This is a genomic window from Flavobacteriaceae bacterium (assembly GCA_003443635.1).
GTDB lineage: Bacteria > Bacteroidota > Bacteroidia > Flavobacteriales > Flavobacteriaceae > AU392.
On the sequence record CP031964.1, the window covers coordinates 1405405 to 1421159 of the forward strand.

Consider the following 15755-nt stretch of genomic DNA (forward strand, 5'->3'; position numbering starts at 1 on the left):
GTTCTTTTATTGCGACTTATAGAAACTTTAATACAAAAAACCTGCCATAAACAAAGTTCATAGCAGGTCGTTTAATACTAATTTTATATTGGCATATATTATCTAAAAATAGTCTGTTTCCTATCTGGACCTACTGATACTATTTTAATAGGAATTTCTAATTCTTTCTCTAAAAAGGCAATATATTCATTTAATTCTACTGGAAGTTGAGATGCATCTTCCATAGTTGTTAAATCTTCTTTCCAGCCTTTAAGTTCTGTATAAATAGGGGATACATTATGATCTTCAATGTTAAATGGTAAATGCGTAATTGTTTCTCCTTTGTAATTATATGCAGTACAAACTTTTAAAGATTTAAAACCAGATAATACATCTCCTTTCATCATCATTAATTGCGTTACTCCATTTACCTGACATGCATATTTTAAAGCCACTAAATCTAACCAACCACAACGGCGACTACGTCCTGTAGTGGCTCCAAACTCGTGACCTACACGCCCCATAGTTTCTCCAACTTCATCAAATAACTCGGTTGGAAATGGGCCAGACCCTACTCTTGTAGTATAAGCTTTAAATATCCCAAATACTTCTCCAATTTTATTTGGAGCAATTCCTAAACCGGTGCAAGCTCCAGCAGCAGTTGTATTTGATGAAGTTACAAATGGATAAGTTCCGAAATCAATATCTAATAAAGAGCCTTGCGCACCTTCTGCTAAAATAGATTTTTCAGCTTTTTGGGCTTGAAAAATATACTCTTCAGAATCTATAAAAGTTAATGATTTTAAAACTTCAATAGCTTTAAAGAATTCTGTTTCTAATTCTTTTAGATCATATTCAATTGCAACATCATAAAAAGCAATCATTGCTTCATGTTTATTAGCTAAAGCACGATATTTCTCTTTCCAATCTTCTAACTCAATATCTCCAACACGTATACCATTACGTCCTGTTTTATCCATATACGTAGGTCCGATACCTTTTAAAGTAGAACCAATTTTAGCTTTCCCCTTTGCTGCTTCACTTGCAGCATCTAGCAACCTGTGTGTTGGTAAAATAAGGTGAGCTTTTCTTGAAATAAGCAAAGATGCTTTATAATCTACATCCTGCTCTTCAAGTTTATCTAATTCTTTTTTAAAAATAACAGGATCAATTACTACACCATTTCCAACTAAGTTTTTAGTGTCGTTGTGAAAAATCCCTGATGGGATTGTGTGTAATACGTGTTTTTTACCATTAAAGACTAAAGTATGTCCTGCATTAGGGCCTCCTTGAAATCTTGCAATAATATCGTAATTTGAGGTAAGTACATCAACAATTTTTCCTTTGCCTTCATCTCCCCATTGTAAACCTAGTAGTAAATCTACTGCCATTATATATTTAGTTAGTTTCTGTTGTTTTTTTTGTTGCGTAAAAGTAGAGTGAATGGTTATGAATGCTTATATCAAATACTTCTTCAATCGTTTTTTTTATGGATTGAATTCTTGGATCACAAAACTCAATGACTTCTCCTGTATCTGTTAAAATAACATGATCATGTTGCTTGTCAAAATAAGATTTTTCGTAATGCGCCTGATTTTGTCCAAACTGATGTTTCCTGACTAAAGAACATTCCAATAACAATTCGATAGTATTATAGAGCGTAGCACGAGAAACACGATATTTTTTGTTTTTCATGTTGATATAAAGAGATTCTATATCAAAATGATGATCACAATCATAAATTTCTTGAAGAATTGCATAGCGCTCAGGGGTTTTACGATGCCCGTTTTCTTCTAAAAATGTAGTAAATACATTCTTTACGATCTCTTGATTTTTATTTTCGGCTTTAGCATTCATAATATTCCGCGCAAATTTAAACTAATTTTTAAACTCTGTGTACTTTTTCTATACCATTAACCTTTTTAATTCTGTCCATTAATGTTTTTACAAGGTTATTATTTTTTACAGATACAGTTATTTTACCAGAAAAGATGCCATCGTTAGTTTCAAAATGGATGTTTTTAATATTGACATGCATATTTGAAGAAATTACTTTTGTGACATCATTTACTAACCCCATGTTATCTATCCCAGACATTTTTATAACTGCAGTAAATTCTTGTTGAGATGAATCAATCCATTTTGCTTGCATCACTCGGTATGCGTAATTAGATTGCATCCCCAACGCATTAGGGCAATTATTTTTATGAACTTTAAGCCCATCACTTAATGATAAAAACCCAAAAACAGCATCGCCAGGAATAGGATTACAACAGGTAGATAGTTTATAATTTAATTTCTCTTCCTCTTTTCCAAACACAAGCATATCGTATTTGGCAGTAATCTCATCTTTATTTAGATCTGGCGGATTATTTGGTTTACGTATCCTGTTTTTAAGAAAACTCACAAAAGCATTGTTCCGAGATGCTACATACTCCTTTAGCATTTTATTATCGATAGTATTAATGCCTACACGATAAAATAAATCCAAACTGGTTTTAAGTTTAAAATGAATAACCAGTTCATTAATGATTTTATCATTTAAAGGAATCTTAAGTTGTTTTAATTTACGACGTAGTATTTCTTTTCCATCTTCAGCAATTTCTTTCTTTTCGTCTCGTAATGATGATTTTATTTTACTTCGAGCTCTGGCTGTAGTAGCATAATCTAACCAATTTGAATTTGGTTTCGCGTTATCTGAAGTTAAAATATCTACTTGATCTCCACTTTCTAAAGGATGACTAAGCGGGACTAATTTGCCATTTACTTTTGCTCCTCGAGTTTTCATACCAATTTCTGTATGAATACTAAATGCAAAATCTAAAGGTGTAGCTCCTTTTGGTAACGATTTTAAATCTCCTTTTGGGGTAAATACATAAATCTCCTGAGAATAAAGATTAAGCTTAAACTGTTCTACAAAATCAACAGCATTAATTTCTGGGTTTTCTAATGTTTCTTGAAGTTTATTTACCCAGGTATCTAGTGAATCTTCTTGCTCATCTCCTTGTTTATATTTATAATGAGCAGCATAACCTTTTTCTGCAATCTCATTCATTCGTTCACTGCGAATTTGTACCTCTACCCATCTCCCTTTTGGGCCCATAACAGTAATATGTAAGGCTTCATACCCTGTAGACTTAGGGGAAGAAATCCAATCGCGTAATCGGGTAGGGTTAGGCCTAAAGTGATCAGTTACGATAGAATATATTTTCCAAGCCAAAAACTTTTCGTTCTTTAAATCAGATTTATAAATAATTCTAACGGCAAATTTGTCGTAAACCTCATCAAAGGAAACACCTTGTTTTACCATTTTTTGACGGATAGAAAAAATAGATTTTGGGCGCCCTTTTATTTCATAACTCAAGCCTTCGAGATTAAGAGATGCTTTTAAAACTTTATTAAAAGATTTAATATAAGCATCTTGCTCTTCTTTACTATCTTCAATTTTACTGAAAATATCATTAAAAACCTCTGGCTCAGTATATCTTAAACTCAAATCTTCGAGCTCAGTTTTTATATTATAAAGTCCGATACGGTGTGCTAAAGGTGCGTATATATATAAGGTTTCGGATGCAATTTTTACTTGTTTATCTGCTCGCATCGAATCCATGGTTTGCATATTATGCAACCTGTCTGCTATTTTTATAATGATAACTCGAACATCATCATTTAAAGTGAGAAGCATTTTTCGAAAATTTTCAGCTTGCATCGAAACATTTCCGTCTTTGTTTAAAGATGATATTTTAGTTAATCCATCAACAATTCTGGCGACTGTCTCACCAAATAATTGCTGAATATCATCAATAGTATAATTAGGATTATCTTCTACGACATCATGTAGTAAAGCTGAAGCTATTGAAGTTGCATCTAAACCAATTTCTGCAGCGACAATTTTTGCAACAGCAATAGGGTGAAAAATATAAGCCTCACCAGATTTTCGACGCTGTTCTTTATGTGCATCGACAGCTACATCAAAAGCTTTCCTTATTAATTTTTTATCATTTGTAGATAACGTACGATAGCTTATTCTAAGTAGCTCTTTGTATTCTTTTGCAATAGCTGCATTCTCCTTTTCAATCTCAACCTCAGTCATAAATTAAAAATAGTATAAAGAAAATTAACCACCAATAAGTTTATCTATTTTATTAAAATAAATCTATGGTGGTTATAATGAAAATATAAATGTATTTACTAATGTAAATTTTCGACGTATTTATATACAGAACCAGTATTTAAAAGCACTACAGATTCATGATCTTTAATCCAATTAGTTGCTTTTAATTTTTTGTATGCACTCCAGACTCCTGCACCTTCAGGTGAAATAAATAAACCTTCTGTTTTAGAGAGTTCACTTAATGCTTCTACCATTTCGTCGTCAGATATTGCAATAGCAGTTCCTTTGCTTTCGTAAAGTGTTTTCATGATCATTCTATCTCCAAAAGGTTTAGGTACTCTTAAACCATTAGCAATGGTTTCGGCTGGATTCTCATATTTATCTACATCATCACGATTTTCGTTAAACGATTGTACTACAGGGTCACAACCAGTACCTTGTACAGCGACCATACGCGTAGGAATGTTGTCTATCCATCCCATTTCTTTCATTTCTTTAAAAGCTTTCCAGATACCTATTAAACCAGTACCACCACCTGTTGGATATAATACGACATCAGGTAATTTCCAATTTAACTGTTCGGCAATCTCATAACCCATCGTTTTTTTACCTTCTAAGCGAAATGGTTCTTTTAATGTTGTAATATCAAACCAAGAGCCATCATTTTCGGTTTTCATTTGATGCGCTGCATCAGAAATATTTCCTTTTACTTTAGTAACGTTTGCACCCATTACTTCGCAATCTAACTGAAATACTTTCGGTGTTGCTTCTGGCATATAAATATGTGCTTTAATATCTGCTTTTGCACAGTAAGCACTTAGCGCACTTCCAGCGTTTCCGGCAGTAGGGATGCACATTTCTTTTACTCCTAATTCTTTTGCTTTACTTACTGCCATACTAATTCCTCTAGCTTTAAAAGATCCAGTAGGATTACCAGATTCATCTTTTAAAAGCAATTGTGACTGGTTATAAGCTCCTCCTAATTTTTCAAGATTTAAAAGCGGAGAAAACCCTTCTCCTAAATTCATTTGATTTTCTTTTTCTACTACTGGCAATACTTCTTCATAACGCCACATATTAGAAGGCCTTCCTTTTAAACTTTCTTTAGACCATGACTGATCTAACTCATATACTGCTTCTAAAGGTTGATCATCGTCAAAACAATAGGTATTTGTAATATTTTTATCGTAAATTTTACCACAATGATGGCATTTAAGATGGCTGTAAAAGTTATTTTTCATAGTAAAATTAAATACAATTTTATAACAATTGTGTTACTTGATTTTTAAGAGGATGTAAAAATACTTTAAATCCTAGTAGACTGGTAGGGTTTTGGGTTTTTTTTAGGAAATATAAATTATTATTTTCTCAAATTTTTTATTCGCTGAAGTAGAGTGGGGTGAGAATAATGCATAAAAACGTAAGCAGGGTGTGGTGTTAAATTACTTAAGCTATTTTTAGAAAGTTTTTTAAGAGATGTAATTAATGGTTCTGCTTTATAAGTAGTTTTTGCATAATCGTCTGCTTGATATTCAAACTTTCGAGAAAAATGATTCATCATTAACCCTGTTATTTCAGAGATAGGTGCATACAATAACCCAAAAGCAATAAGCCCGATATGAAAACTTGCAATTTCTACTCCTAAAGCATTTGATAATAAAGGATTCGAAATAAAAAGTGATAGAATAAATAAGGTTAACCCTGTGAGTAAGATAGAAGTTATTAAATTAAAAACAATATGCTTACGTTTATAGTGCCCTACTTCATGGGCTAGAACGGCAACAATCTCCTCATCATTTAAATCGTTAATTAGAGTATCATATAGAGTTACTCGTTTTTCGCTACCAAAACCTGAGAAATATGCATTAGCTTTAGTACTGCGTTTAGAGCCATCGATCACAAATATTTTATCTAATTTAAAGCCAACTGTTTTAGCATAAGCTGAAATCTTATCACGTAAATCTCCCTCTTTTAAAGGAACTTGCTTATTAAATAAAGGTACAATAAGTTTGGAATAAAACATATTCATAAATAAAGTAAATAGTGATACTACTCCCCAGGCATAGAGCCAAAATTGCTCCTTTGTTAGCTGATAAAACCAAATAATCAATGCTAAAAGACCACCACCAATGATGATAGTCATTAACCAACCTTTAATTTTATCTAAAACAAACAGTTTTTTTGTGGTTTTATTAAAACCAAATTTTTCTTCAATCACAAAGGTTTTATAGTATGAAAAAGGAGTAGAAAGAATATCGCTTCCAATCATAATCACTCCAAAAAAAATAAGACCAATTACAATAGTATTATCACTATAACTTCTGGCAAAATTATCTATAAACTCAAACCCATCTAAAAAGAAAAATGCTAATGTTAGTACTAACGAAAATAGAGAGGTATAATTAGAGAACTTATAATTTACTTTTTTATAGGCTTGTGATTTTTTGTATTCGGCTTCATCATAAACATCATGTAAATCTTCAGGGATAGCATCATTAAAATGTTTTGCATTAATAAAATCTAAGGTTTTATCAATTATAAAGTTAACGATTAAAATAATGATGATGATATAGAATAAAGTAGTTGAAGTCATATATTTAAAAGATTGCTGCGTTGTTTTGAATATTCAAAACCTCTTGCAATGACGTTATTTAAAATTTCGTTGTCGTTTTGCTTCAAAAATAAGAATTCCTGCAGCAACAGATACGTTCATCGAGTCTATTTCTCCTTGCATTGGGATAATAATATTTTGAGTAGCTGCATGTAACCACTCGTTACTTAAACCAGTGGCTTCGGTTCCAACAACAATAGCTGTAGGTTGTGTATAGTTTTGGGTGTGATAAGCCACAGGTGCTTGTAATGCTGCACAATATATATTAATGTTGTTTTCTTTTAAAAATGTAATAATACCTTCTGTATTACCAATTGCAATCTGGTTTGTAAAAACGCAACCCACACTAGATCTTATAATGTTAGGGTTATATATATCGGTTTTAGGATTTGCTATAATTACAGCATCTGCATTAGCGGCATCGGCTGTTCTTAAAAGCGCACCAATATTACCTGGTTTTTCGGGAGCTTCAGCAATTAAAATTAATGGATTTTTAGTATTAAATTTAATATTTGATAAGGATAACTCTTTAGATCTGGCTACTGCAATTACACCTTCTGTAGTATCACGATAAGCCAATTTTTGATATACGTCCTTGGAGATCTCTATAGTGTCGAGATTATAATTAGAAAGTGCTTCTATTTCTGTTAATGAAAATAAGTCAGGGTAAAATAAAAGGGCTTCGATGTTATAGCCTCCTTTTATAGCTAGAAATAGCTCTCGTTTTCCTTCAATAATAAATGAGTTGGTTTTTTTGCGTTCACGCGATTTTTCTTTTAATAAAACCAATTGTTTTATATATGAGTTTTGAACGCTGGTAATTTGTTTTGTCATAAGAAGCCACAAAAATAAGATATTTTTATTGAGAAATTTTGTGATATTCTCTATTCAAATTTATAATGAGTATCTATTTTTTAAATGATATACGAAGCTTTTTCCTATAATTGTTATAATTTTGCAACCCTAAAACGATAACACTAAAATCATAATAATGAAAAAAATAGCAATTATTTTATTTGCGATGGCTTTGTTTGTGTCTTGTAAGCAAGAGCAAAAAACAGAAACAGTAGAAGAAGTACAAGAAGTCGCTAAAAAAGAATACCCAGAGAATATCTCTAAAGTATTTGAAGCTCACGGAGGGATTGATGCTTGGAACAAAATGCAGTCATTAACATTCGTAATGGCTAGACAAAATGGGGCTGAGGTAACGACTACAAATTTAAAAAGCAGAACATCATTAATTGATGCTCCAAACTATGCTTTAGGACATAACGGAACCGATTTATGGGTAAAATCTAAAGATACAACACCTTATAGAGGGAATGCAAAGTTTTATAACGGATTAATGTTTTACTTCTATGCGATGCCTTTTATAGTTGCAGATGATGGTATTATTTATGAAGAGGCTAAACCATTAGAGTTTGAAGGAAAAACATACCCTGGAGTTTTAGTTTCTTATAACGATGGTGTAGGAGTTTCTCCAGACGATCAGTACATTGTGTATTACGATGCAGATACTCATAAAATGGAATGGTTAGGATATACAGTAACCTTTAGATCTCAAGAGAAAAGTACAGATTTTCATTTTATAAGATATAATAACTGGACAGATCTTAACGGATTACAATTACCAAAAAGTATCGATTGGTATGAATATGAAAATGGAGTGCCAACGACAAAACGTAACACGGTTGAGTTTTCAGAGTTAGCGATCTCTAGCGAAGCACCAGATGCTTCATTATTTGCAGTGCCAGAAGGAGCAACAGTAGTAGAATAAATATTGTTAACTTAGTATAAAGTAAAATCCCGATACAAAAGTGTCGGGATTTTTTATTCCTTTTCACTTTTTATTTTATGAGCTTAGAGATTTAGATTAGCAAATAAATCAAAATATATCTTCAAATGTTTTTCTAAAGCTTTTAGCAATAGGAATCTTTATGTTTTTTATTGTCAATTGATGTTTTTCTATAGTATCTATATGAATACGATTTACAACATAAGACCTGTGTGTTTGGATAAAATCGTTAGTAACAAAAGCAAGCAACTGCTCGACAGTCATTCTACAAATAATTTTTTTAGATGTCGTATGAAAAAATACATAATGTCCATCTTTTTTAATATACAGTATATCATCAACTTCAATTTTATGAATTTTAGATCCACTTTTTATGAACAACGAACTTTGTTCTGATCGTTTAGATTGTATATGTGTAGTGTTTTTAAAATAGTGATGAGCTTTTTCTATACCTTTTAAAAAACGATTAAATGTTATGGGTTTTAGTAAATAGTCAATAGCATTTTGATTATAACTTTCTACAGCATACTCAGAATAAGCTGTAGTGTATATTATCAAAGGGCATTTAGATAAAGACTCAACGAGTTTAATACCACTAATTCCTGGCATGTTTATATCTAATAAAATTAAATCTACAGGGTTATTATGTAAATAGTCTATTGCATCTAAAGGGTTTCTGTAACTACCTTCAAAGTTGAGGTAACTTATCTTATCAATAAACTCTTCAAGAATACTGAGCGCACCAGGCTCATCATCTATGGCTATACATTTCATTCTTGTCTAAATTTATCTTTAAAGATACTGCATATTCTATAGGAGTTTCAGAAATCTTTAGAGTATAATTATTTGGATAAATTAAATTCAATCTACTTTTTATGTTTTGCAAACCAATATGGCTAGATTCTATATCTTGGCTATGATTATGTTTTGGATTAGAAATATTAAAGTTTAGTTTATTACCTTCTATAGTAATTGAAATATCTATAAGTGCTTTTTTCTCAGGATATAACCCAAATTTAAAAGCGTTTTCTAAAAAAGTAATTAATATCATTGGAGGGATAGTAACATTTAAATTCCCTTCAGTACTAAAATTAACATTTACCTCACCTTCTTCAAAACGCATTTTCTGTAATTCTATAAGGTTATTTAAAAATGTAATTTCTTGCTGTAGTGATACAAACGGTTCATCTACACTATTTAAAACGTACCTCATTGAACTTGAAAGTAAAGTGATGGCATTTGCCGCTTCATAATCTTTGTTTCTTCTTGTAATAGCATATATGTTATTAAGCGTGTTAAAAAAAAAATGAGGATTGATTTGAGAACGTAAAAATTTTAACTCAGTTTTTAAATTCTCTCTAATTAATGTTTGTTCTAATTGTTGATGGGCTATCCAATCTCTTATAAATTTATATAAGAAAGAAAATATTAAAACTAATAAGTTTATTGCCCAGGGAGGGCCACTAATGTCTCTACTATTGAACAAACCATTTGGATATAGAAACTTTAAATTTTCAGGAAGTTGAAATAAGCTTTGAAAAATATATCGAATAGATGTTTCTATAACTGTAATCAAACAAAACGAAATAATCAACCAAAAAAAATATTGTTTATATTTTCTGGTTGCCAATAATTTAGGAATTAGATAAAAAGCATTACCCCAAAATATTGAAACATTAAAAATTAAACCAACAATTAAAATGTAATAAATACTTCCATCTGCTTTGTTAAAAGGATATACAAAGACATTATTACCCATGCCCCTAAAACTCAATAATAATAGAATAATGTATATAAGAAGAAGTAGACTAACTTCTACCCAATGAATTTTTTGATACCATTCACCTTGAAAGAATACTGGTTTATCTGCCTTTCTCATATTTCAAGATAATCAATTTATACATCATTATTGTTTGTTTAAAACTTGAAAAGCAATAGTTCCGGCTTTTACTAAATGTGCTAAATTTTGAGATTCATTTGGAATTTTTGGAATTCCCCAAATATCAAAATCTAATTGATACAAATCTTGACGCATACCATTGTAAATGAAATCTTTTCTAATTTGTTTGTATATATCTACCTGATTGTTAGAAACTGAGGGAGTAGCATGACACCTATTACAAAGATTTTCCCTGCCTTTAGAGCTAACGACCATAGATTTTATCTTAGATGAAGACGTTTTTTTGTCAGATTTCATATAATCGATAACATTATTAAGTATTTCAATTGTTGAGCTTGCAGCTTTTTTATAATCTTGTATGTATTCTTTTGATGACCAGGAATCTAACTTGTCTGCGTTTCGTAATAAATATAAAAACCCATCTCTTTTATTTTCGAAAAACGAAACATCTGGAATTTCTCCTTTACTTGTATATCCCCAAGTTTTCCTAATTAAATGATTATTGTTTAACATGGTTTTAGCATGTGTGTATGGGTAACGCTCTAGTTCGGTTAAACTATCAATATAGCTTTTTGCATTGACTTCAGAAAGAATATTACTTAATGGAAGTGCTTTTCGTTTTTTATCGAATTGACGATAAAAATTTTCCACAGAAGCTTCTAAATCGTTATCAACAAAATCATTTCCCCAAATTCTTACTTTATTTATAGTACCATCACTTTCAAAAACTATAGAAAGCAAAGCGTCTTTAAATTTACCTTCTTGTAAATTAAAAACTAAAATTTTTAGGTGTTTAACAGATGTATCAATAGTTGTATTCGCATTGTATACTTTTATAGAGTTAAAGTCATTTGTTAAACTCTCAAAATAAGGTAAAACCTTTTCTATAAGTTGCTCTTTTTGAAAATCTTGACGAACTAAATTGTTCAAATTTAATTGAAGGTTTATACCTAGTTCAATACCGTCAATTGAACCAGATCCCTGAGCTTTTGAAGTTTCAGTACAGGAGATTAAAGTAATTATTAATATCATTAAAACTGACTTCATAAATTGAGATGCTAAATTTTTCATAACCATTAAATTTTATTAATGCATTTTAATGTCTTTTCGGAAAATGTTTTTTGGATTGTATTATTACAATTGACATCAATTGATTCCTTAAGAAAAGATAATTGAAGCTCTTGTGATCTATTCAATTTTTTATTTTGTGAAAAAAGTAAAAACGGAATATAAAGTAGAAATAATAAGATAAGTTTTTTCATAAACTCAATTTTTTATGATAAAACTAAAATTAGTTGCTTTTGTGACAATTTGAAAAATTATGTCACGAACTGTAATAGATATGTCACGTATTATCTAATAAATGATCGATGCTGCTATTAATATAACTAGCAGTTTTATAATAACTTTTCATTGAAAGAGCTAATTGAACCTCATTAAATATATTATTAATGACAATTGTTTTTAAGAACTCTTTAATTTAATAATCAACCGCTTACTTTTTACATTTTTAACCCGTTCATTTAGTAACTTCAGTTTATTATAATTCTCTTTCGGAATTAAGTTCTTTATAATTTTATAATTTGATTGCAGTTTAAGTTGATTCTTCTTACTCTTTTTTAATTCAAAAAAATATTCTCCATAATCATTTTTAAAATCTAAATTTCCATTTTCAAGACCTAAGACTTCTATGTTACAAGGAAAATTTATATAAAACATAAAATTGTCAGAATAACTATAATCGAGGTAATAATTTAGTTCGGAAGTATCAGAATTGCTTATTAACTGATTATGTTGAATCAATTTATCAACAGAAATACTTACGAGACTATCATTTATAAATGTGATTACATTATTTAATGTGCCCTCAGTATTCATACTGTAGGCGTAAGGTTTATTTCTATTTAGTTTTATATTTTTAACAGTATCAATCTGCATTGTTTTATCACTACCTTCAAATTCTGATAAAACATCATAAAAGTTGCTTACTTTTTCATTTTGATTTAATATTTCAAAAAAAGTTCGCAATTCTGTAGATAACCCACCAGAAACTTTAAATCTATATTTAAAATAAGTTTTCTTTTCTTCAACATCCACGTTGGTGAAAATTGTTTGGTTTATATAATTATGATTTGAATCCATTCCAGGCAAATTAATTTCAGCTACAGTTACAGAATCCACCATTGCTAATTTTAAATCCCTAGCTATAAATTTGTCTTTTTTCTTCTTTTTTTCTTTTAAATATGGTTTAACTAAAACGGCATCAGTACTGTATAAAGGTGTTGGGATTTCATCAATTTGATACATATAAAAGTCATTGTGCGGATATAAAAATTTCACGTATCCATTTTCATTTTCAAAGGCAAAAAAGACATGGTCATACTCACCTTTTCTTATGTAATGAGTATCAATAGCACCTAAACGTTTACTTCTACCAAATACAGCCCAATATTCAATCTCTAAATCTTCTAAAATTTGTCTGTAAAACCTTCTAATACTAAACGGATCAAACTTTTTCTCTTTTAGAAAATAACCACTAGACTTTATAAACTCATTTTTTTGAACAGATTCCATCTTAAAGTTGTTTAACACTTCTGTATGTAACAAGTTAAATTTATAATACTTAGAACTATCCTTGGCAGCTCCAATTACATTGCGCTTCCATCTTTTATAATACGAAGATTTTTCGTAGTCTAATGCGATTGGTTGTGTAAGGAAATTAAATTCCTCATTATAAACATCTTTCCAAGTTCTTAGCTCACTATTTTTATTTTCTAAAGAGTAATACAAATATGGTAACTCACAAGGTATACAACTATATTCACTCTCAACAAACCCTTTTACTTTATCCATCGAAAATTGTAAATAAACCAAAGAGTCATTAGATATAATTGCTGGCTCAGGGAAATCATTATAAGATTTATATCTCACCGTTAAATCTGAACTTGTTTTTATGGTGTATTGTGAATTTTTACTAGGTAAATTTGTGTATAAATTTACATAACTCAATAAATCAGTTTTTTTTAAACTCTCAGAATAAACGTACGATGTTTCAATAGTGTCTCCTGGTTCTACAGCAGGAATTGGATAATTAATAGCTCCAAATTTTTTATCTTTGAAATTCTGTTGAAATATTAAACTAGAATCTAATTCAACTATAGAACCATCCGATTTTAAGGTTTTTATTTTAATATTTTCTATGTTATTACTCACATATTCATTCAAGTTCAAAAAAGCATAATTTTCCACACCAGTAGTATTATTTACTACTAATTTGTTATTTATCGAAATATACTTCTTGTACTGTAGCCAATTTTTTATATATGAAACATCAGTATATGAATATGAATAGTAAGCATCTGAATTTTTGCAAAGCGTTAAAAAAGGATCCTCTACCTTGTTTTTATCAGTAGAGTTGAAACTGTAAAAAAGCGCACAAATGCATATAATGATTAGGCTAGCTTTTCTGTTTTTTGAGAACGATAGGTTCATTAATTATTTTTTTAAACAATTTTAAAATTTCATTTGTTTCGTCGATGTTTTCTTTTTCTATAAATATATAATCGAAAATAAAATCATAACTACATTCGATTACCAAATTCGATATCGCGCTTATTTTTACATTTAGTAATATTCCTTCTCCTTCATAATGATGTTCAATAGTATTAAAAGTTTCAATAGGCTCGTTAACCTTAATTTTTACACGCACTTTTTTGTGAAAAGGATTCCTTAAGTAAATACCCTCTATTAACGTTTCTCTGTTTTCAGTTTCAATAAGCCTTGGCAAAAAATCAATAAATAAATACTTATTTAAGCCATCATTAAAAGTTTTACCATTGATAGAAATGTTTCCTTCAAAATGTAACTTTTTAAATTCATTAGTTATTATTAAATCAGAAATTGATTGGTTTCCAAAAACTTCTTCATAAAACAATTTTGCAAAATTCTCAAACTCTTTTTTGCTTTCATTTTTAAGATTACGCTGTAAATAGTTACCAGAGATACCATTATAGTCAATATCAAATCCTCCTTCTATAAGCGTGTTATTAGTATCTATTTTTAAATCCATTTGATAATAAATTTCATTTTCTTGAGGACTAAATTGCTTTACTTCAAAAAATGAGCCTCCATTAGAATTTATAATTAAAATAGTACGGCCTTGTAAACTTTGCACTGGTGTTCCTTCTATATGAATAGGGTCTGTAGGATCTAATAGTATTGTTTTACCGTTTATATAAGCAATGCAAATAACATGATTGGCAGAACTTAATGAGGGAAAATCACAATCACTAATATGATCAAAAGTAGCAGCTAAAGCAATATCGCTAACAATACCTTTATATTTTAACGCTTCAGATAAAAAATTTGAAAGATCTTTGCAATCACCTTGCTTGTTTAAATAAACTTCATTGGCATGTGAGGGAATAAAAGCTCCCATGCCAATTTCTATAGCGACATATTTAAAATTATTTTTCACATAACTGTAAATAATATTTACAATCTGCATTGGGTCTACTATATTAGCAGTTAACTCATCAATTTTTTGTTTTACTGAAGCATTCAATCCTTTTTTTGTAGTCACATTTTTAAAATACCAATCGTTCATATACTTGATGGGTTGACTCTTATAAGAACTTGGCATTACAAGAATCCGCATTAACGGAACTTTTATGTTCTTATAAATTCCAAAAAAATGCAATGGATTGGGTTCTACTTTCTTTGGAGATACTTTTATGTTCCATATAGAACCAGTACTAGTTTTAATAGAATCGATTGCATAAAAAGATAATGAATCTTTATAAATTGTGTTGTGCGCTAATTCAAATTTTTTAGGAATGCTTATTTGATATTTTAATGTATCTATTTTGTTATAGGAAAAGAGTTGTAAACTTGAAAAATACATCAATTCTGGGCATGATACCGAATATGTCAATTTTACTTCTGTGTTAGCCGGAATCTCAATAGATTTTATCTTTTTACTAGCTATATAATCTAACTCAAGATTTTCTTCATAAATATTTTTTATAGATATTTTTTTTATGCGTTTTCCTTTTTTGGCAGACAGCTGGATATCTGATATTTGCTCTAATTCTGCATCATAGTAAATCGGATAAAGATGTGGTTTATCAGTTCTTTTAAATTCGATTGTAACTTCGTTTATAAAAGAAGAATCTTCTTGAACTCTAATTTTTTCTGACCTCGATTTTAAATGGATATTTTGAGTGAATCCTTTTACATTGTAAAAAACAAAAAATAATAAAATCAGATACAATTTCTTATTCATAGTTTTTTCAAATATATGACAATGTTTGGTTTTGTTACTTTTGCCTAAGTTAGTAAAAAAGAACGACTCGTA

Annotated in this window: 13 protein-coding genes; 1 reads left to right on the forward strand and 12 read right to left on the reverse strand. The window is 29.8% G+C overall.

What is annotated here, in order from left to right:
- Positions 1–98: 98 nt before the first annotated feature.
- The 6 genes from D1817_06370 to D1817_06395 all read right to left on the reverse strand — a co-directional run bounded on the left by D1817_06370 (position 99) and on the right by D1817_06395 (position 7538).
- Complete coding sequence (locus D1817_06370) at positions 99–1370, reverse strand: adenylosuccinate synthase (protein ID AXT19507.1); 1272 nt, start codon at positions 1368–1370, stop codon at positions 99–101.
- Positions 1371–1377: 7 nt separating this feature from the next.
- Positions 1378–1836: a transcriptional repressor gene (locus D1817_06375; GenBank protein ID AXT19508.1), complete on the reverse strand. Its 459-nt coding sequence runs from the start codon at positions 1834–1836 to the stop codon at positions 1378–1380.
- Between the two features lie 28 nt (positions 1837–1864).
- Positions 1865–4072 (reverse strand): bifunctional (p)ppGpp synthetase/guanosine-3',5'-bis(diphosphate) 3'-pyrophosphohydrolase, encoded by a 2208-nt coding sequence (locus D1817_06380; protein ID AXT19509.1) that lies wholly within the window; start codon positions 4070–4072, stop codon positions 1865–1867.
- A 98-nt stretch (positions 4073–4170) separates the two neighbouring features.
- Positions 4171–5334, reverse strand: a complete 1164-nt coding sequence (locus tag D1817_06385; GenBank protein ID AXT19510.1) for a threonine synthase — start codon at positions 5332–5334, stop codon at positions 4171–4173.
- Between the two features lie 119 nt (positions 5335–5453).
- The gene (locus D1817_06390; GenBank protein ID AXT19511.1) at positions 5454–6686 is read right to left on the reverse strand and encodes a M48 family peptidase; all 1233 of its coding nucleotides are present in this window, start codon (positions 6684–6686) and stop codon (positions 5454–5456) included.
- 54 nt (positions 6687–6740) lie between these two features.
- The gene (locus D1817_06395) at positions 6741–7538 is read right to left on the reverse strand and encodes an RNA methyltransferase (protein ID AXT19512.1); all 798 of its coding nucleotides are present in this window, start codon (positions 7536–7538) and stop codon (positions 6741–6743) included.
- A 157-nt stretch (positions 7539–7695) separates the two neighbouring features.
- Here D1817_06395 and D1817_06400 point away from each other — a divergent pair, with 157 nt between their 5' ends.
- Entirely contained in the window at positions 7696–8481 is a 786-nt protein-coding gene (locus D1817_06400; protein AXT19513.1) for a hypothetical protein, read from the forward strand.
- A 108-nt stretch (positions 8482–8589) separates the two neighbouring features.
- Here the strand turns inward: D1817_06400 and D1817_06405 are convergent, their stop codons facing one another.
- The 6 genes from D1817_06405 to D1817_06430 all read right to left on the reverse strand — a co-directional run bounded on the left by D1817_06405 (position 8590) and on the right by D1817_06430 (position 15683).
- Complete coding sequence (locus D1817_06405) at positions 8590–9273, reverse strand: DNA-binding response regulator (GenBank protein ID AXT19514.1); 684 nt, start codon at positions 9271–9273, stop codon at positions 8590–8592.
- A complete protein-coding gene (locus D1817_06410; GenBank protein AXT19515.1) occupies positions 9251–10378 on the reverse strand; it encodes a hypothetical protein in 1128 nt (375 codons plus the stop codon). The genes D1817_06405 and D1817_06410 overlap by 23 nt, the downstream gene beginning before the upstream one ends.
- A 27-nt stretch (positions 10379–10405) precedes the next feature.
- Positions 10406–11476, reverse strand: coding sequence for a hypothetical protein (locus tag D1817_06415; protein ID AXT19516.1), 1071 nt, complete (start codon positions 11474–11476; stop codon positions 10406–10408).
- Positions 11476–11661 (reverse strand): hypothetical protein, encoded by a 186-nt coding sequence (locus D1817_06420; GenBank protein AXT19517.1) that lies wholly within the window; start codon positions 11659–11661, stop codon positions 11476–11478. The genes D1817_06415 and D1817_06420 overlap by 1 nt, the downstream gene beginning before the upstream one ends.
- 202 nt (positions 11662–11863) lie before the next feature.
- Positions 11864–13891 carry a DUF3857 domain-containing protein gene (locus D1817_06425; GenBank protein AXT19518.1) on the reverse strand — a complete coding sequence of 676 codons (2028 nt, stop codon included), beginning with the start codon at positions 13889–13891 and terminating at the stop codon, positions 11864–11866.
- Positions 13857–15683, reverse strand: a complete 1827-nt coding sequence (locus D1817_06430; GenBank protein ID AXT19519.1) for a transglutaminase domain-containing protein — start codon at positions 15681–15683, stop codon at positions 13857–13859. The genes D1817_06425 and D1817_06430 overlap by 35 nt, the downstream gene beginning before the upstream one ends.
- Positions 15684–15755: the final 72 nt, after the last annotated feature.

Bases quoted from the DNA above. Each gene is read 5' to 3' on its own strand.
- D1817_06405 (AXT19514.1), bottom strand. From the start codon at position 9,273: ATGAAATGTATAGCCATAGATGATGAGCCTGGTGCGCTCAGTATTCTT.
- D1817_06390 (AXT19511.1), bottom strand. From the start codon at position 6,686: ATGACTTCAACTACTTTATTCTATATCATCATCATTATTTTAATCGTT.
- D1817_06410 (AXT19515.1), bottom strand. From the start codon at position 10,378: ATGAGAAAGGCAGATAAACCAGTATTCTTTCAAGGTGAATGGTATCAA.
- D1817_06380 (AXT19509.1), bottom strand. From the start codon at position 4,072: ATGACTGAGGTTGAGATTGAAAAGGAGAATGCAGCTATTGCAAAAGAA.
- D1817_06395 (AXT19512.1), bottom strand. From the start codon at position 7,538: ATGACAAAACAAATTACCAGCGTTCAAAACTCATATATAAAACAATTG.
- D1817_06370 (AXT19507.1), bottom strand. From the start codon at position 1,370: ATGGCAGTAGATTTACTACTAGGTTTACAATGGGGAGATGAAGGCAAA.
- D1817_06400 (AXT19513.1), top strand. From the start codon at position 7,696: ATGAAAAAAATAGCAATTATTTTATTTGCGATGGCTTTGTTTGTGTCT.
- D1817_06375 (AXT19508.1), bottom strand. From the start codon at position 1,836: ATGAATGCTAAAGCCGAAAATAAAAATCAAGAGATCGTAAAGAATGTA.
- D1817_06385 (AXT19510.1), bottom strand. From the start codon at position 5,334: ATGAAAAATAACTTTTACAGCCATCTTAAATGCCATCATTGTGGTAAA.
- D1817_06430 (AXT19519.1), bottom strand. From the start codon at position 15,683: ATGAATAAGAAATTGTATCTGATTTTATTATTTTTTGTTTTTTACAAT.
- D1817_06415 (AXT19516.1), bottom strand. From the start codon at position 11,476: ATGGTTATGAAAAATTTAGCATCTCAATTTATGAAGTCAGTTTTAATG.
- D1817_06420 (AXT19517.1), bottom strand. From the start codon at position 11,661: ATGAAAAAACTTATCTTATTATTTCTACTTTATATTCCGTTTTTACTT.
- D1817_06425 (AXT19518.1), bottom strand. From the start codon at position 13,891: ATGAACCTATCGTTCTCAAAAAACAGAAAAGCTAGCCTAATCATTATA.